Annotated in this window: 14 protein-coding genes and 15 pseudogenes; 21 read left to right on the top strand and 8 right to left on the bottom strand. The window is 69.8% G+C overall.

Annotated features, from left to right (window positions below):
- Positions 1-416: 416 nt before the first annotated feature.
- The 4 genes and pseudogenes from FF86_RS49540 to FF86_RS15605 form a co-directional block, all read right to left on the bottom strand.
- Positions 417-733, bottom strand: a 317-nt coding sequence (locus FF86_RS49540) for a copper resistance CopC family protein (protein ID WP_242418848.1), incomplete at its 3' end; no start/stop codon positions are given.
- Positions 734-836: 103 nt separating this feature from the next.
- Positions 837-1374: pseudogene (locus FF86_RS15610) on the bottom strand (YcnI family protein); the annotation flags it as partial.
- 1 nt (position 1375) lies between these two features.
- Positions 1376-1562, bottom strand: a 187-nt coding sequence (locus FF86_RS49535) for a DUF1775 domain-containing protein (protein WP_242418835.1), incomplete at its 3' end; no start/stop codon positions are given.
- Positions 1563-1640: 78 nt separating this feature from the next.
- Positions 1641-2129, bottom strand: a complete 489-nt coding sequence (locus tag FF86_RS15605; RefSeq protein WP_063870410.1) for a hypothetical protein — start codon at positions 2127-2129, stop codon at positions 1641-1643.
- A 322-nt stretch (positions 2130-2451) separates the two neighbouring features.
- On the opposite strand from FF86_RS15605, the gene FF86_RS15600 reads away from it, so the two are divergent.
- The 6 genes and pseudogenes from FF86_RS15600 to FF86_RS49510 form a co-directional block, all read left to right on the top strand.
- Positions 2452-3096: a response regulator transcription factor gene (locus tag FF86_RS15600; RefSeq protein WP_044885443.1), complete on the top strand. Its 645-nt coding sequence runs from the start codon at positions 2452-2454 to the stop codon at positions 3094-3096.
- 312 nt (positions 3097-3408) lie between these two features.
- Positions 3409-3753 (top strand): annotated as a pseudogene (locus tag FF86_RS66575) (DUF222 domain-containing protein); the annotation flags it as partial.
- A 15-nt stretch (positions 3754-3768) separates the two neighbouring features.
- Positions 3769-3820, top strand: a pseudogene (locus FF86_RS49525) (hypothetical protein); the annotation flags it as partial.
- Position 3821: 1 nt separating this feature from the next.
- A pseudogene (locus FF86_RS49520) lies at positions 3822-4194 on the top strand (HNH endonuclease); the annotation flags it as partial.
- Position 4195: 1 nt separating this feature from the next.
- Positions 4196-4481 (top strand): annotated as a pseudogene (locus FF86_RS49515) (DUF222 domain-containing protein); the annotation flags it as partial.
- A 388-nt stretch (positions 4482-4869) separates the two neighbouring features.
- Positions 4870-5175, top strand: a pseudogene (locus FF86_RS49510) (hypothetical protein); the annotation flags it as partial.
- 29 nt (positions 5176-5204) lie between these two features.
- On the opposite strand, the gene FF86_RS15585 reads toward FF86_RS49510, so the two are convergent.
- Positions 5205-5540 (bottom strand): type II toxin-antitoxin system VapB family antitoxin, encoded by a 336-nt coding sequence (locus tag FF86_RS15585; RefSeq protein WP_009741388.1) that lies wholly within the window; start codon positions 5538-5540, stop codon positions 5205-5207.
- A gap of 419 nt (positions 5541-5959) precedes the next feature.
- Here FF86_RS15585 and FF86_RS15580 point away from each other — a divergent pair.
- The 14 genes and pseudogenes from FF86_RS15580 to FF86_RS62490 all read left to right on the top strand — a co-directional run.
- Positions 5960-6526, top strand: a 567-nt coding sequence (locus FF86_RS15580) for a DUF2470 domain-containing protein (RefSeq protein WP_242418834.1), incomplete at its 5' end; no start/stop codon positions are given.
- A 168-nt stretch (positions 6527-6694) separates the two neighbouring features.
- The coding region (locus FF86_RS15575) for a hypothetical protein (protein ID WP_242418833.1) at positions 6695-7138 on the top strand (444 nt) is incomplete at its 5' end.
- Positions 7139-7173: 35 nt separating this feature from the next.
- A pseudogene (locus FF86_RS15570) lies at positions 7174-7654 on the top strand (OmpA family protein); the annotation flags it as partial.
- A gap of 87 nt (positions 7655-7741) precedes the next feature.
- Positions 7742-7947, top strand: a pseudogene (locus FF86_RS49505) (ATP-binding cassette domain-containing protein); the annotation flags it as partial.
- A 34-nt stretch (positions 7948-7981) separates the two neighbouring features.
- Positions 7982-8098 (top strand): annotated as a pseudogene (locus FF86_RS49495) (ABC transporter ATP-binding protein); the annotation flags it as partial.
- 1 nt (position 8099) lies between these two features.
- Positions 8100-8500 (top strand): metal ABC transporter ATP-binding protein (locus FF86_RS49490; RefSeq protein ID WP_242418832.1); only part of this gene is annotated, 401 nt, incomplete at its 5' end.
- Positions 8497-8941 (top strand): annotated as a pseudogene (locus FF86_RS49485) (metal ABC transporter permease); the annotation flags it as partial. The gene FF86_RS49490 and the pseudogene FF86_RS49485, both read left to right, overlap by 4 nt.
- A gap of 1 nt (position 8942) precedes the next feature.
- Positions 8943-9108, top strand: a pseudogene (locus FF86_RS49480) (metal ABC transporter permease); the annotation flags it as partial.
- A gap of 1 nt (position 9109) precedes the next feature.
- Positions 9110-9348 (top strand): metal ABC transporter permease (locus FF86_RS49475; RefSeq protein WP_242418831.1); only part of this gene is annotated, 239 nt, incomplete at its 5' end.
- Positions 9345-9851 (top strand): annotated as a pseudogene (locus FF86_RS49470) (metal ABC transporter permease); the annotation flags it as partial. The gene FF86_RS49475 and the pseudogene FF86_RS49470, both read left to right, overlap by 4 nt.
- A 1-nt stretch (position 9852) precedes the next feature.
- Positions 9853-10064, top strand: a pseudogene (locus FF86_RS49465) (metal ABC transporter permease); the annotation flags it as partial.
- A 1-nt stretch (position 10065) separates the two neighbouring features.
- Positions 10066-10229, top strand: a pseudogene (locus FF86_RS49460) (metal ABC transporter permease); the annotation flags it as partial.
- Positions 10230-11318 (top strand): annotated as a pseudogene (locus FF86_RS15550) (pyridoxal phosphate-dependent aminotransferase); the annotation flags it as partial.
- Positions 11319-11336: 18 nt separating this feature from the next.
- Positions 11337-11444: hypothetical protein (locus FF86_RS62490; RefSeq protein WP_255355811.1), on the top strand; the 108-nt coding region annotated here is incomplete at its 5' end.
- Positions 11445-13054: 1610 nt separating this feature from the next.
- Here FF86_RS62490 and FF86_RS15540 read toward each other — a convergent pair.
- On the bottom strand, positions 13055-13681 hold the full coding sequence (locus tag FF86_RS15540; protein WP_044885434.1) for a hypothetical protein: 627 nt from the start codon (positions 13679-13681) through the stop codon (positions 13055-13057).
- A gap of 88 nt (positions 13682-13769) precedes the next feature.
- Positions 13770-14171, bottom strand: a complete 402-nt coding sequence (locus tag FF86_RS15535; RefSeq protein WP_044885433.1) for an SCO5389 family protein — start codon at positions 14169-14171, stop codon at positions 13770-13772.
- A 387-nt stretch (positions 14172-14558) separates the two neighbouring features.
- Between FF86_RS15535 and FF86_RS15530 the strand changes: the two genes are divergently transcribed.
- A complete protein-coding gene (locus tag FF86_RS15530) occupies positions 14559-14954 on the top strand; it encodes a Fur family transcriptional regulator (protein ID WP_044885490.1) in 396 nt (131 codons plus the stop codon).
- Positions 14955-14988: 34 nt separating this feature from the next.
- On the opposite strand, the gene FF86_RS15525 is transcribed toward FF86_RS15530, so the two are convergent.
- Complete coding sequence (locus FF86_RS15525) at positions 14989-16206, bottom strand: CapA family protein (protein WP_044885432.1); 1218 nt, start codon at positions 16204-16206, stop codon at positions 14989-14991.
- Positions 16207-16354 lie beyond the last annotated feature (148 nt).

The following is a 16354-nucleotide window of genomic DNA, read 5'->3' as shown; positions in this document are numbered from 1 at the left end:
TCACCGCCACCACGAGTCCGAGACCCGCCAGCTCGCAGGTGCGCCACACATCCAGCGAGCCGATACGGAACATCCGGCGCAGCAGCGGAACCGCAAGGCAGAGCGCAAGCAGTCGGATCAGTAACAGGTGACCGAACCGCTCCTCCAGGGTCGCCGACAGTACCGACCAGCGGCCCAGTCCGCTCATTCCCAGGCCGGCGGTGTACGGCCCCTGGAGGAGTAGCTGCCCCAGCCCCGCGAGCGCCGACAGTCCCCATGCCCCCGCCACCAGTTGGCTCGCACCGCTCAACCGCAGGCCCTGCGGCCACAGCATCAGCAGAAAGAAGCAGGCCCNCAGCAGAACGCCGATACCTGCGTATCCAGCGAACCGCGCGACACCGAACAGGAATCCGACCGTCCGCGAACCGGAGGTGTCNGCCTCCGCGCTGGCAGCCCCGGCCTCCGGCGGTCCGCCCACACCGAAGGCGAAGGCACCCGAGATCGGGTGACTGTCCGCAGAGATGACCCGCCAGCTGGCCACGTAGGTGCCCCTGGGCAGATCGGGTCGCAGCGCAACCATCGCCTGGGACGCCTTCTGCCCCGAATGCGCCTGTCCGTCGTCGACCCGGGCACCGGCCGAATCGAGCACTCGGATGGAATCCCGCGAGACCCGAACCGACTCGCTGTAACTGATCACAACTCGAGTCGGCGCCGCAGCAAGCGCCGCGCCGTCCGCCGGACTGGTGCCCGTCATCAGGGCGTGAGCAGACGCCGGCGCAACGCCGAGCCCAAGCCCGATCGAGGTGGTGACCATGGCCAGAACGGCCATGGTCACCACCATCACTCTTCGCATGGAGTTACGCCCGCCGCCGCGAGGTCACCAGTGCGAAGGCACCGGCCAGCAGACCGAGCGCGCCCAGGACCACTCCGACTATCCCGAGCCAGCGAGCGGTCCCGTCGCTGCCATCCGGCTGCGAGGTTTCCGCGGCGTTCTGCGTCGACACCGAATCGTGGGCGCCGGTGGATGAACCCGCGGCCGCTCCGGCTGCGGTTACCGTCAGCGACGGCGCTGGCTTCTCCGGTTCCCCGGCTCCAGGCTGCGCCACATCGACCCACCGCACCACGTCCCCGTTCGAATAGGTCTGCAGCGTCTTGAACGTGAGCTGTCCGGCCTTGTCCGGCAACGGACCGGCGGAGACGGTGAACGTGTCAAACTCCCCCGGCTTGATCCCCTGACTCCCCTGCGCCGTCCAGGTGATGCGGGTGACCACCTCGCTCACCTGGCCGTCGTCTGTACTCAGAGGCTTCGCTGGCGCCGCCTTCGCGACCTTGTAGGTCCAGCCGGCCTTGGGCTGCACCGACACCGACGCGAGCGGTGTGTCCACGGGGAACTGANCATCGATACCAGTGGTGGACGCGTTGTCCTCCTCGGTCGGCACCTTGAACGAGAGCGTGGCGTAGCTACCTGCGGACGCCGTGGACGGTTGAAGGGTGACGTGCGCGGAGGCCGGCACTGTCATGGCGAGTACGGCCGCGCCGGCAACCACGCCGAGTACGCCCGCACGACTAAAGAGGCGAATCATATAAATCCTTCCAAACGGTCCCACAGCGCAGCGGGAACACAGAGATTCCGTGTCTCTCGGGCGCCGGAGTGTCGTTCGTCAGGCCATGGCAAAAAGCAGCGATGAGCAATCTGTGGCACACCGCTCCATCCGACCGATCTCCGGCTGGCCCTGCGGCGGACCACGCCTACGGGCGGATGGCCCGAGCGGTCGGGTATGGGGGCGGGGGGCCCGTCGGCGGACGTCGACGCGTGGCACCGGCGGGACCGAGGGCACGGCCCGATCCGCCACCGGCCGGAACAGACGGAACAGGACCGCATGGGGACGGAGCCCGGACGCCGACCACAGCACACGCTCCGCGCGGCGCAGCAGCACCGCGACGCACACCGCCGCCAGACCGTGCGCGAACACCATCCGCGCCTCGATCGAGCAGCCGCCCGCCCGATGCGTGTGCGGGTGCGCGAGAGCAAAGGTGATGTGGAGCAGAACCTGGGTCCCCGCGACGCCTGCCACGAGCATCGGAAGGCGCCGCTCCCGGCCACCGAGGCCATAGGCGATCCGGGTGAGCAGGAGAAAGGCAATGATCATCGTTGTGGCCGGCGACCGCTGGGCACCACCGACCACGTGCGCCGCCCACGCCAGGCACACGGAGGACGACGCGAAGGTGGCAGCTCGTCCAAGGCGAGCCGTCCCTCCACCCGCCGACCAACCTGTGCTCACAGGGACCAAGACTGCCATGTCCGACCCGCTCATCGCCACACCCCCTCCCGCAACGTCGTCAAGCCGTCAGTTGTCCTGCTGGCAGCTCCCCCCGAAATCCGTCAACCTCGGACGGTCAACACCCATCCACGGGTAGCGTCGGCCTTCTCCGACGCCGGAGCCCAGGATCCCGAAGAAGGGCTGATGCATCGTGCGGGTGGTCATCGCCGAGGATTCGGTACTGCTCCGTGAGGGGTTGCGTCGCCTTCTCACCGACGCCGGTTGCGAAGTAGTCGCCACGGTCGGAGACGGGCCCGGCCTGGTCGATGCGGTGGTGGCGCACCAGCCCGACGTCTCCGTCGTGGACGTCCGAATGCCTCCGTCCCACCGCGACGAAGGGCTGCGAGCCGCGATCAGGGCCCGCTCCGAGGTCACCGGCTCACCGGTTCTCGTCCTGAGCCAGTACGTCGAGAAACAGTACGCGGCGGAGCTTCTCGCTGACGGCGCTGGCGCCGTCGGCTATCTCTTGAAGGACCGCGTCGCCGACGTGCGTGAGTTCGTTGACGCGGTACGTCGGGTCGCCGCAGGCGGCACCGTCATGGATCCGGAAGTGGTGGCACAGCTTCTCGTCCGGAATCGTCGTAACGACCCCATGTCCGCATTGACCCCTCGGGAACGAGAGGTCCTCACTCTCATGGCAGAAGGCCGATCGAACACCGCGATCGCCGCACACCTGGTCGTGAGCAGTGGCGCGGTCGAGAAACACATATCAAACGTCTTCTCGAAACTCGGACTCGAGCCGACCACGAAGGACCACCGTCGGGTCCTGGCGGTCCTCGCCTATCTGCGGAGCTGAGCGACTCGATCGGCAGCTCACCCCCTCCAGCAATTCGAACATGTGATCGATTATGTAACTCGCGCGCACGCTTGTCAAGCGGACCCGGCGTTCACCCCACAACAGCATGGCCATCCACGGCCGCTCCCGTGGACGCGCCGGCGATCACAAGAACGAGATGTGCACCGCGGAGCAGAGAAGCGTTGACATTGGCAGCCACAACCCCAAGAGAGGCAACCGCGACCGACCGCGATGCTGGATGACCTCCTCGACGTGAATTGCGGTGATGCGCGGCACTTGACGAGGAGGCCGACGTGACGCAAAATCGAACACATGTTCGACGATGATCTGAACGCCCTCCCCCTCCCCGACCTTGAGGTGGAAGTCTGCAGCTGGGCTGGTCGCATCTCGGCAGCGACCTGCCGCTGGCTGACTCTGATCGCCGCCTTCGACCGCCGGAAGGGATGGTCCGCAACCGGGCTGCCGACCTGTGCGCACTGGTTGGCCTGGCGCTGCGGGATCGGCCTGCGCGCGAGCTACGAGTATCTGCGCGTCGCTCGCGCACTCCAGACACTTCCACAGATCAGTGCGACCTTCGCCCGAGGCGAGATCTCCTACTCCAAGGTCCGAGCCGTCACGCGCGTCGCAACCCCGGACACGGATGCCGCGTGGGCTCACNAGGCGGCGCGATGNTCAGCCCGCGAGCTCGAACGACTCGTCTCCCTCCAGTCGAAGATCGATTCAGNCGGCCAGGACGACCGCGAGAAGAACAGCGGCAAGAAGGACTCCGTGCGCTGTTCCTGGCATTGGAACGAGGACGGCACCTTCTTTCTGATCGCCCATCTCGATTCGGAACGTGGCGCGGTGGTCGCCAAGGCCCTCGCGATGGCCGCGACAAGTCTCGACCAGTCGGCCGGACCACGTGACGACGAGAAGATGTCTATCGATTCAGCAGACGACCCGGAAAAGGTGGTGCCACAAGCCCTGCGAGTCGACGCGCTCGCGGGAGTCGCGGAGTCCTTCCTTACCCACGGCGCGCCGGGACTGACTGATCCGACTTCATACACCGTCAACGTACATGTCGATGTCGACACTTTGATAGGCGGGGCCGAAACTCGTNGGGACGACCGAACCCAAAAGGCCGAGAAGAAGGATCCTAGCGGTCGGACCTGCGAGATCGAGGGCGGTGCCACGCTCGCGCCGAGTGTCGTCCGCCGGCTGTCCTGCGACAGCCTTCTCCGTGCGGTTCTGACCGACCCGAAGGGAAACCCGCTCGCGCTCGGACGCACCCGACGGAGCCCATCCACCAAGCTGCGGAGGGCTATCTATGCGCGAGATAAGGGCGTCTGCCGGTATCCCGGCTGCCGACACACCCAATGGCTTCAGGTTCATCACTTGCAGGAATGNGGCATCGAGAGCGGGCCGACGGATCCCGTGAATCTGGTTCTGCTCTGTTCACTCCATCACCGGCTGATTCACGACAGAGGCCTGGTTCTCGAACGGCGACCGGCCGGAGACCTCCTGGTCTTCCATCCGGATGGTANGGTCACGCAGGAGGCGCCAACGATCAGCAGCGATCCTGACCCGCTGCGCTTCTTCCGCTCTGCCACGCCCCGTGGGCCTGGCCACGGATCCTCGGTCGGACAGGCGGCGTGAGCGCCTCCGCCCAAGCCGAGTGCCGGTCGATCCGCACACGTCGCACTCGACCAGATGCCCCGTCTCGTGACCCAGTCTGGCGTGACACGAGGTCGGTTGCCTGGCTACGTGAGGCGATGCCCGTAGGCTCCCGGTCTTGTGAGCCCCATCCTCGCGTCCGGACGAGCTGGGAACTTCCTCCGATCTGTGTTGATCATTCTTCTGCTCGTTCTGATGATGCGGACGGCCTACCTCCTGTGGTTCTTCCACACCCCGGCCTGGACGTCGCGACCGCACGACGTCCGCTACTGCGGCGGATGGTACGAGCGAGCCGACGCGCCGGATGTCACTGGCCGGCAGGCCAGGAGGACCGCTGGCGGCGACCTCAAGCCAGTGATGCGGTCACCGGTCTTTCGGCCGATCACCGCCTACCGTCCGTCCTCGACCTGCCCGCAGTATCTGTTCNCCAAGGTCGGCAGGGACGTCTACGTGACCTACCGCGCCACCGAAGACTGAGCGGAGTCACTCAAAGCCGGTCCGGTGAGCACGTAGACCCGGGCGTGTATCGAGGTGCGCTGCTGCAGCGCCGCGCGGACCGCCCGATGCAGCCCATCCTCGAGGTAGAGAGCACCCCCCCATTCGATCACGTGCGGGAAGAGGTCTCCATAGAAGGTCGAGTCCTCATCGAGCAGCACATCCAGCGCCAGTACCCGTTTCGTCGTGACGAGCTGATCGAGCCGGACCTGGCGAGGGGGAATGGCCGCCCAGTCCCGCTGGCCAAGGCCGTGCTCGGGGTACGGGCGACCGTCTCCGACCAACTTGAAGATCACCGGCACCTCCTCCTCGAGGGCGAGACATCCGTCGACTACGACAGCCTAGAATCCCCGCCCCGTCCATAAGACCCCGGTCGGCCCAGAGCGGGAACCGGGTGGACATCAGGACCACGGCCGTGTGGNGGATGCCCACATCGGGCCGGCGTATCCCTTGACCTCTGCATCCAGCCTGGCTTAAGTAAGCCTTACCTGAATACATGGAGGTCTCGGTGACGTCGCCAGCCCACACCCAAGACATGATCACTATGGCTCGACAGGCGAGGACGGTCCTTGCCGGTGGCCGCACGGCACTGCTGACCCTCCCCTGTGAGCAGGCACGGGGCTGGGTGGGAGTGATCGATGACGGGGGTGAGCCGGTGCTGATGGCGAGCGCCGTCGGCCGGCTGGCCAGCGCTGCCAGGAATGGGAGGCGAAGNTGGGTCGAGGTGCCAGGGCACTCTGGCGAGCGGCTGATCCTGACCGGTCCGCTGCGGGTGGTGCCCGGTACCACAGAGCAGATCCTGAGCCGGCTCGACGATCTGGGTCGCATGGTCAGCACGGAGGACGGCGTCACCGATGGCCTTTCCGTGCTGGCGCTATCGGTCGAGGACGTGGTGCTCTGCCTACCCACTGTGGCCAGGGACGGCCGTCCACGCCGGTGGCCCTCCGCCACGGTGGGTCGGCGCATCGACCTGGCCTCCTATGCGTTTGCCGAGCCGGACCTGATCAGCGCCTACGCGGCGGAGCTCATCGAGCATCTCAACGTCGGACATGCGGATCAGATGCGCCAGCTCGCCCGACACGCTCTGCCGGCGACGATCGAGGGCGACATCGCCGGCGTCCAGGTCAGCGGCCTGGATCGGTACGGCATGGACCTGTGGCGGGTGGACGGCGCCGGAGCCGAGCAGGTACGGGTCGCCTTCCGGCAGCCGCTCGTCGAACCGCGCTCCCTCGGACGCGAACTGCGTCGATTGCTCGACCAGTCGGCCAACGCCTCGGAATGACGCCCATAATCGGCGCCGGACGTTCCTGCCCCACGCCCGGAGGCTCAGATGCCGCGATCACATCACCGTCTGAGCCTTGCAGTCACGGCACTCGTCACGCTTGCGACGCTGACTACCGCAGCCTGTTCCGGCGGATCGGACGGTCCCGACGCTTCCGGTCCAGCCGCNGGATCCGCGCGGCCGGCGAGCCCGGCGTCGCCGAGAAACGAGAACCCGGCGGTCACCCGAACCACTCGGCTCACTGCCGGCAAGGATGGCCCCGTCGAGATCGGGCTCGTCGACCTGCATGTCAGCGGCAGACTCGCCGTCCTGCGGCTGATCTTCACACCGCACCTGCGCACAGACCGGCCCGGCGGCGTCTCCCTGTTGGACATGGCGGGTGGTCGAGGCGCCAGCGTGAGCCTGGTCGATACCGAGCACCTGCGCCGCTACCTGGTCGTCCGCGACAGCCACAATGAGCCGCTCGGTCCGAACCCGGTCCTGGCTCGCACCGCCAACGACAGTCCACTGGCTGCGACCTTCACGTTCGCCGCGCCGCCGGCCGAGGTCAAGAAGATCGACGTCTATCTGGACGATCAGATCGTCTTCGACGGTGTGGACGTCGCCTCGTGAGTGGACGTCGCCTCGTGAGTGGGACGGCCCGAGCGATGTTGGCGTTGGTCGCCGTGCTGGCGCTCGTCGCTGCGGCCCCCGTGCCGGACGACGAGCTGCGTACCGCGGTGCACGAGCTGCGGACCGATGAGGCGGTCCGCCCGATCGACCTCGCCAGGAGCGTCGTCGAGCTTCGCACCGAGGAACATCGTGGCACCGAGACCACGCTCACCCTGAGCGCGGACGTGCTGTTCGCCTTCGACTCAGCCGAGCTCACCGCGATCGCGCGCCGCCAGATCGCCGACGTGGCGGGCCGGCTCGCCGACTCCGTCACGCCGGTCCGGGTAGACGGGTACACCGACAGCTTCGGCACCCTGGCCTACAACGTGATCCTGTCCCAACGGCGCGCCAGCGCCGTCGCCGATCTTCTGCGTCCCGCGGCGCCAGCGGGGGTGCTCGTCTCCGCCAGGGGACATGGATCCGCCGATCCGATCGCCCGCAACACCCTGCCCGACGGCTCGGACGACCCGGCCGGACNAGCGATCAACCGCCGAGTGACCATCACCTTCGGCGACCAGTGAGTCCAATTTGACATCGGCATCGAAAATCGTTTCCAATTAGGTCATGTCCCGACCCGCCGCGATCGTCTTCGACCAGGCGAGCATCGCCTATGGGCGGGTGCCTGCGTTGGAGCAGGTCCACGGCACGGTGCGCCGAGGGGAGATCGTCGCGCTCGTCGGGCCCAACGGCGCCGGCAAGTCAACCCTGATCAAGGCGCTGCTTGGCCTGGTGCCGGTCGCGTCGGGTTCGATCACCGTCCTCGGCCAGGCNCCCGCGCAGGCGCGCCGGCTGGTCGCCTACGTNCCGCAGGCGGACACGCTCGACCCGGACTTCCCGATCTCGGTGGCACAGGTCGTCCTGATGGGCCGCTACCGGCGGATCGGCTGGCTGCGGCCACCCGGGCGGGCTGATCGAGATGCGNCCGCCGAAGCACTGGCGGCAGTGGGCCTCGCGCACCGGGCGGCAGACCGGTTCGGCACGCTGTCCGGGGGGCAGCGGCAGCGGGTGCTGCTCGCGCGGGCGATCGCGGCGCAACCGGAGGCTCTACTGCTCGACGAGCCCTTCAACGGGGTCGACGCGGTCTCCCAGGAGGCTCTGCTGGACACGATCAAGACTCTCGCCGCCGGCGGCGCCGCGGTCGTCGTGTCCACCCATGACCTGGGCCTGGCGCAGTTGACGTGCGACGGTATCTGCCTGCTCAACCGGCATCAGTTCGGTTTCGGCCCGCCTGCCGACGTGCTCACCCCCGACCTGCTGCGGGCCGCCTACGGCGGGGCGGCGTTGGAGCTGGGCGATCGCGGGCTGATCGTCGCTCGCTCATGATTGACATCCTGGTCACGCCGTTCGACCGGCCGTACATGACACGGGCTCTCGTCGAGGCACTGCTCCTCGGTGCGCTCTGCGGCGCGGTCGGCGTGTATGTGCTGCTACGACGGCTGGCGTTCCTGACGGACGCCGTCACCCACACCGTCTTTCCCGGGGTCGTCGTCGGGTTTCTGGTCTCGGGCCGGTCCGGCATCGTGCCGGGCGCGCTCGTCTGCGCGGTGGCCGCCGCAGCCCTGTTCACGGCGATCGCGGCGACCCGGCGGGTGAACGAGGACGCGACCCTGGCCGTGCTGCTGACGGCCTTCTTCGCGGTGGGGGTGATCCTCATCTCGCGGCAGCATTCCTACACCGCCGATCTCACCGCCTTCCTGTTCGGGCACGTGCTGACCATCGACACGACGGACATCGTGGTCACCGCGGCGGTGACCGTCCTGGCCGNCCTGGTTCTGCTCGGGCTGGGCAAGGAGCTGCTGCTGCGGGCCTTCGATCCGGAGTGGGCCCGGGCGACGGGCTACCGGATCACCGCGCTCGATCTGGTCAGCAACATGCTGATCGCGCTGGTCGTGGTCGCCTCGGTCCAGGCTGTCGGGACCGTGCTCGTGATCNCGATGCTCGTCGTGCCGGCTGCGGCGGCGCGGCTGCTGTCCGAGCGGCTCGGCGTCATCGTCGCCGTGGCGGTGCTCGTCGGCATGGTCGGCGCCTGGCTGGGTCTCGCCACCAGCTACGAGGCGTCGGTCGGTCACGACCTGCGGCTCGCCGCCGGGGCCACGATCGTGCTCGTCCTCGTCGCCTTCTACGCCCTGGTGACGCTCGGCCAGGCCACCCGCCGGCTGGTGCGGCGGTGATTCTGCTCACCTCGCTCGGCGACGGCTACGTGCGGCGCGCGCTGCTGGAGGTCGTGATCGTCGGGGTGCTCTGCGGTGCGGTCGGCGTCCATGTCGTGCTGCGTCGGCTGAGCTTCCTGACCACGGCGTTGACCCACGCGACCTTCCCCGGAGTGGTGATCGCGACGCTGCTCGGCCTGGGCCTCGTCCTCGGCGCGGGGGTGTTCGGCGTGCTTCTCGTGGCTGTCGTGGCGGCGCTGACCGGCCCGCGCGGCGCTGAGCACGGGCGGGAGACGACCAGCGTCACCGCCGTGGTGCTCTCCGGCGGCTTCGCCCTGGGGATGGCGCTGATGTCGACACAGGAGGGCTTCAGCCGGGACCTCACCGCCTTCCTGGTCGGTTCGGTGCTCACCGTCCAGCCGAGCGATCTCGTCGTCAGCGCGGTGACGGCGGCGGTCGTGCTGGGGATGCTGGCGGCGCTGCGCAAGGAGCTGCACCTCGCCGCCTTCGATCCGGACGCCCTCNCCGCCGCGGGCTATCCGGCCCGCCGGCTCGATCTCGTCCTGCTGCTGGCACTCGAGGCGACGGTGGTGACCTCCCTGCCCGCTGTCGGCACGATCATGGCTGTCGCCCTGATCGTGGGTCCGGCGGCAACCGCCCGGCTCTGGTGCTCCCGGACATCCACGATGACCGCCGTGGCCATCGGCGTCGGCGTCGCCTCAGGGGTGATCGGACTCNCTGTCAGCGAGCAGTGGAATGTCGCGGCCGGCGGTGCAATCGTCCTCTCCGTCGCCGCATTCTTCATGACCTCGCTGGTGTTGCGGTCACTCCCGTGGGGTGAACTGGCCGTCGCGGTCGTGGGCCGCCGGAAATCCGCTGGACGCCCCACCTACTCTGGGTAGATGGAGTTCACCCAGTCCGACAAGCTCGCCGACGTCTGCTACGACGTCCGCGGGCCTGTCCTCGACGAAGCGACCCGGCTGGAAGCCGCGGGCGCGCGCATCCTCAAGCTGAACATCGGCAACCCGGCGCCGTTCGGCTTCTCCGCACCGCCGGAGGTACTTGAGGCCGTCGTGGCAAACCTGGCGGACGCACAGGGGTACAGCGACTCCAAGGGTCTGCGCGCCGCGCGCGAGGCGGTCGTGGGCTACCACAACCGCAAGGGCATCACCGGAATCACGTCCGACAGCGTGTACCTGGGCAACGGCGTCTCCGAGATGATCATGATGTCGTTGCAGGCGCTGCTCAACAACGGCGACGAGGTGCTGCTGCCGGCGCCGGACTACCCGCTGTGGACGGCCGTGGTGAGCCTCTGCGGCGGGCGGCCGGTGCACTACCTCTGCGACGAGACCGCCGGCTGGGCGCCGGACGTGGCGGACATCGCTCGCAAGGTCACCCCGCGGACCAGGGCGATCGTCATCATCAACCCGAACAACCCCACCGGCGCCGTCTACGACCGGCGGGTGCTGGAGGACATCGTCGAGGTCGCGCGGCGCCACCATCTGATGCTGCTGTCCGACGAGATCTACGATCGGATCCTCTACGACGACGCTGAGCACATCGCGACCGCGTCGCTGGCTCCGGACCTGGTCTGCATGACCTTCAACGGGCTGTCGAAGGCGTACCGGCTGGCTGGGTTCCGCTCCGGCTGGATGGTGCTGTCGGGCCCGCGTGGACACGCCTCGTCCTACATCGAGGGGCTGAACATCCTCGCGAACATGCGGCTGTGCGCGAATGTGCCCGGGCAGTTCGCCACGCTCGCCGCACTCGCCGAGAACGGCGGTGCGGGTGATCTCGTCCTGCCCGGCGGCCGGCTGCGGGAGCAGCGGGACACGGTCGTGAAGCTGCTCAACGACATCCCGGGCGTGTCCTGCGTGCCGCCGCGAGGCGCGCTGTACGCGTTCCCGAGGCTCGACCCCGAGGTCTATCCGATCGAGGACGACGAGCGGTTCGTCTTTGACCTGCTGGCGGCCGAGAAGATTCTTCTTGTGNAGGGAACCGGCTTCAANTGGCCACATCCCGACCATGTCCGGATCGTGACGCTGCCCTCGGTGGACGATCTCACCGACGCCGTCGGGCGGATCGACCGGTTCCTGGCCCGGTACAAGCAGAACTAGTCCTATCGACACCATCGACGAGGTTGTCCACAGGCAGGCGGCGGCTTGTGGACAACCTGTGGACAACTCGCGCCGCGACCTGCGGGTCGCGCTTCTGCTCGCCGTCGCCGTCATCGCGGTGGAGATCACGCTGCACGCCCGGATCGGGCGTCCGCTCTGGTACGACGAGCTCTGGCGCCCGCACTTCGCCGGCGAGCCGTGGCCGACGTTCTGGCCGGAGCTCAAGTCGGCAAACGCGCCGTCGTCGCTGGGATCGATCGCGCTGACCCGGCTGACCGGCAACGTTCTCGGCTGGCATGCCTGGACGCTGCGCACCGTCACGGCCGGCATCTGNCTGCCGGTGCTGGCGGTGGCGACATTCCTGTCCGCGCGGCGCTTCACCGGCGTCCTCCCGGCCGCGGGCGGCGCGGTCGCGGTGGCGCTGAGCGGCACCGTCGTCGACTCCGGCACCCAGCTCAAGCCGTATGTCCTCGAGGCCGTCGTCTCCCTCGCGGTGTTCGCCCTGTGGACGGCGCCCGGCGCGCCGCTGCGGAACCGAACTGCCGCCGGCGCCCTGGCCGCGGTCTCGCTGCCCGCCGTGTTCCTGCTGGTACCGCTGGCCGTGGGCGACCTCGTCCGCGACCGCCGAACCGGCTGGCGCGCCGCGCCGGCGCTGCTGCTGGCCGGCGGGCACACGCTGCTGTTCGTCTCCCACCAGTCCAGCCAGCGCGCGAGCCACTTCTGGGACGATCAGTTCCTCGCCGGGCGAGGCGTTCTCGGCGGGCTGCGCTTCACCGCCGACCAGGCACTCGCGGTGCTGGGCGGCGCGCCACCCGGCATCGACCGCTACGACCCCAACCTGGTGCATTCCCTGCTCGAGGGCCACCGACTCGCCACGGCCCTCGTGGGAACCGCGACGNCCGTCGCCATGCTCGCGGGCGCCCGGGCGCTGCGCCGCCGGACGGACGGCGCGACCCTGCTGTGGAGCCTGGTCGGCGCCGAGCTCCTTCAGCTCGCGGCGAGCGGCGGACGTTACTGGCCCTTCGGGGCCTGCCGGCCGAACCTGTTCCTCGTCCCGTTGCTGACCATCGTCGCGGCGGTCGGCGCGGGCGAGCTGGCGGCCGCGGCCTGTCGGCGCCGCGGTCACGTCATCAGGGCGGCCAGCGTGCTCTGCCTCGCGGGCGTCGCGGCGACGCCGGTCTGCGCGGCCGCCGGGATCGGCACCATGTGGCGGGAGCGCCACGATGTGCGCCCGATCGAGGGCATGGTGGACGCCACTCTGGCAGTGCGCGACCAGTACCGCCCGGGTGACGCCGTCATCGTCGGCGGCCGCCTCGCTCGGGCGGGCTGGCTGTACGGGATGGAGCTCAGCGCCGACGGCCCGCGGCGACCAGGTGCACGGGTGCCGCGCTCGGCGACGACGTTCCTGACCGCCATCGGTCGCGGTGGGGCGGAGCGGGCCGTGCGGACCCGCCAGCATCCCCCGCGGCGCGTCCTGCTGTTCGTCCTCGCCTACGACCGCCGGGGCACGGCCGCAGAGCTCGCCACCCTGCGCCGCGGCGGATGGTGCAACCGCGGCGTCCGCTCGTTCCCGCTGACCGGGACGTTGCACGAGCTGGACCGCTGCGCGGTCACGGGGCGGCGGGGGCCGCCGTCGCCATCGGCTGGCCGATGATCGCCGCCAACGCCGCCCACTCCCGGTCACCGTCGGCCAGCGAGGTGCGGATGCGCTGCTGCAGAACGCCGACCTCGATGCGGGTGCCGTCGAACAACTGGGCGCAGGAGGCCGTCGCCGCGGTATAGCCACGGCCTCCTGCGTCGTAACGGGCCCGTGCCCCGGCGGTGGGTGGCACCGGCGCGGTGATCGCCGCCGAGATGTCGGTTCCAAGGGTGGCGCACGCGGGTTTCAGGGCGGCGCCGTTCTGCGCGGCGAGCTGGGAACGGACGGTGGCCACGTCGGTGGCCACCCGGATCCGTAGTCCCTCGCTCCCGTGGTACCAGGACGCCAGCTCCGCGGCGTCGTTCTCGGCGGACACCGGGACGGCCGAGACGGGGGCCGTCGAGACGGGGGCGGGGGTACTCGCGTGCGTGCCACCGGCGGGCAGGCCGGATGCGGGCTGCTCGCCCCCGGTCACGATGGCCACGGCGCCACCGATGATCAGCGCGATCATGCCGAGAATGGCGAGCCGGCTCCCGATCGGATTCTGCAACGGGTCCGGCTCACGCAGCCAACCCGGCCGGCCGCCCTGCCGCGCCATGCCGATCCTCCTCCGCCCATCCGGCCCTGACACCCGACGCAGGGCAAAGGTTATGCCGCGGGGAGGGGCCGGCCGGCGCCGGGGGAGCTCAGCAGTTGACGAGCTCGGGCTTCTGATTGAGGATCTGCGCCTCGCGGGACACGAACTGCCGGTACTGCTCCCCACCGATCGCGTCGAGGCCGAACATCCCGACCCGGTGGCAGTTCTGAAACACGAGGGCCACGCCGAAACGCCGCTCCAACGCTGAGCGGATGGAGGTGCTGGCCATCGCGCGCAGTAGCTGGCCCCCCTCCGCGTCGGTGGGCGGCGTGCCGTCGAAGGCGGTGAAGTCCGACCCGGCGGCTTGGGCCGGCCCGAGCTCGGCCGCGAGCCGCTCGACCAGCTCATAGGCGAACGGCAGCGAGGTGCGGACGCAGTCCAGGAACGCCTCGTCGGTCAGTTCGCCGACACGGGCGGCCTCAACGAGCTGCGGAGTGACTGTGAGTGACATCGGAACCTCCGGGAGTGGTGGCGAGCCTGTTCCCGCCGCGATCCACCTTTTCAGAAATGAATTCCATTGTCAATAACGTTGCCATCGGAGTGCCATCCGGGTCGGCCGAACGGCCCTGACAGCGCGCGAAGGTGAGAAAATGAGATCGTGAAGCACCCCGAGCCGCGACCCGAGCCGCGAGGACGTCGCGGCCCGGCCGGGGTCGACGGCACCTCGGATCTCTGGGGCGTCTCGGACCTCCGGGGCGTCTCGGACCACAGCACGGACGCGGCGAAGGGAGTGACGGTGAGCATCGCGAGGAACGAGCCCAGATCGCCCGATGCGGACCCGTCCCCTCGGCCGGTCCCCGGCGCGGCGGCGCGCGGCGCACCCGGCCGCGGCACGACGGTGCGCGCCACCCGGCAGGGCGACGCGGTGTGCGCCGCCCTCGCCGAGACCGACGCCTTCACCAGCGCTCAGGACCTGCACGCCCTGCTGCGCTCACGGGGCGCCGGGGTCGGGCTGACCACCGTGTACCGCCATCTCCAGGTGCTGGTGGACCGGGGTGAGGTCGACATGATCCGCCGCGACGACGGCGAGACGGTCTACCGACGCTGCGCCACCGCGGCGCACCACCACCACCTCGTCTGCCGGGTCTGCGGGCGGACCGTGGAGATCGCCGGCCCGGAGATCGAGGCGTGGACCGCCGCCATCGCCGACGCCGAGGGCTTCGTCGACGTCGAGCACACCGTGGAGATCTACGGCACGTGCGCCGACTGCGCGGCAGCGTCCGCCGCCTCCTGAACCATCACGGACCAAACCAGCACGGATCAAACCATCACGGGGCGGTGGCCGCGAGGCCGGTGCAGCCACGCAGGGCGTTCCAGGCGGCGAGCGCCTGGCTGCCGGCGGCGCCGCTCAGCGGCCGCGGTGCGCCCCCCACGATCCGGGCGGGCACCCAGGTGGCGTCGGTGACCGCCCTGCCGGCCACGGTCAGGCGCAGCACCCCGGACTCGGTGTTGCGTCCGGTCCCGGAGGAATAGAAGACGAAGTTCCCCAGGCCGTAGTCGACGTAGACGCCGTCGCTGGTCCAACCCGCCCCGAGCAGGACGTGGGCGTGGCTGCCGACGACGACGTCCGCCCCGGCTGCGGCGAGCCGGGGGACCAGGGATCGCTGCGTGTCGCTCGGGCACTGCTGCTGCTCGACCCCCCAGTGCAGGAACACGACAACGGTGTCGGCCCGCGCCCGCGCGCCCCGCACAGCGGCGACCAGCTTGTCGACCTCCTTCGCCGAGGCGAGGCCAGGCTTGTGCGGCCCGGCGGTCCAGGCGGCGATGAGCTGGTCGTCGAGGACCTGGGTCGCCCCGATGACGGCGATGCGCTGCCCCTTCACCGTCGTCGTGTACGGGGCGAAGGCGCTGGTGTCGTCCTCGCCGATGCCGATGACCGGGAAGTGGGCGTCGCGGGCGTGGCGCAGCGAGTCCTGCAGCCCGGTCAGGCCGTAGTCCATGCCGTGATTGTTCGCCATGGTCACGACATCGATGCCGGCGGCGCGCACCGCGTCGAACGCGGTGGGCGGGGCACGGAAGGTGAACTCCTTCGGCGCCGGGGTGCCGCCGTCGGTCACCGCGGTCTCCAGGTTCGCGACGGCGAGGTCCGCGGCGGCCAGGGTCGCCGAGATCGGCCCGATCGCCGTGGCGGGATCGGCCGCGAGGCGCTGGCCGGGCGTGCCGGCAAAGTGGATGTCACCGCCGAACGCGATCGTGACGGGCTGCCCCGTCGGCCGTCTCGGACCGTTCCCGACCGGGCTGGAACCGTCGGCCGAACCGGTGCCCCCGGCGGCCGCACCCGGGGTGGCCGGGGAACCGGTCCCGCCCCGGCTGGCCGCTGTGGCGGTCGCACCGGTCGGCGCGGGAGTCGGATCCGCGTCGTCGCCGTAGGGCATCGAACAGGCGACGAGCCCGACCAGCAGGACTCCGGCCGTGCCGAGGGCCAACCCCGCGACTGCCGACCGACGCCCGGTCAACCGCCGCGCGAACCCCCCGCCCCCGCCCATGCCGCGTTCCTCCGTCCGACGTCCCCGTCCGGCAAGCCTCGCCGACCCGGCCGCGCCGGGCCAGTGGACGTCACCGGACCGACAGCCGGGACAGGGTAACCAGCCGAGACCGCGCTGACGGCCACCCGGCCGACAGCGGCCACCCGGC

The organism is Frankia sp. CpI1-P (genome assembly GCF_001421075.1).
GTDB lineage: Bacteria > Actinomycetota > Actinomycetes > Frankiales > Frankiaceae > Frankia > Frankia torreyi.
Note: the sequence above shows the minus strand (reverse complement) of the source record. Positions and strands in the feature narration are given on the sequence as shown.

Bases quoted from the DNA above. Each gene is read 5' to 3' on its own strand.
- FF86_RS15605 (WP_063870410.1), bottom strand. From the start codon at position 2,129: ATGATCATTGCCTTTCTCCTGCTCACCCGGATCGCCTATGGCCTCGGT.
- FF86_RS15540 (WP_044885434.1), bottom strand. From the start codon at position 13,681: ATGGCGCGGCAGGGCGGCCGGCCGGGTTGGCTGCGTGAGCCGGACCCG.
- FF86_RS15535 (WP_044885433.1), bottom strand. From the start codon at position 14,171: ATGTCACTCACAGTCACTCCGCAGCTCGTTGAGGCCGCCCGTGTCGGC.
- FF86_RS15525 (WP_044885432.1), bottom strand. From the start codon at position 16,206: ATGGGCGGGGGCGGGGGGTTCGCGCGGCGGTTGACCGGGCGTCGGTCG.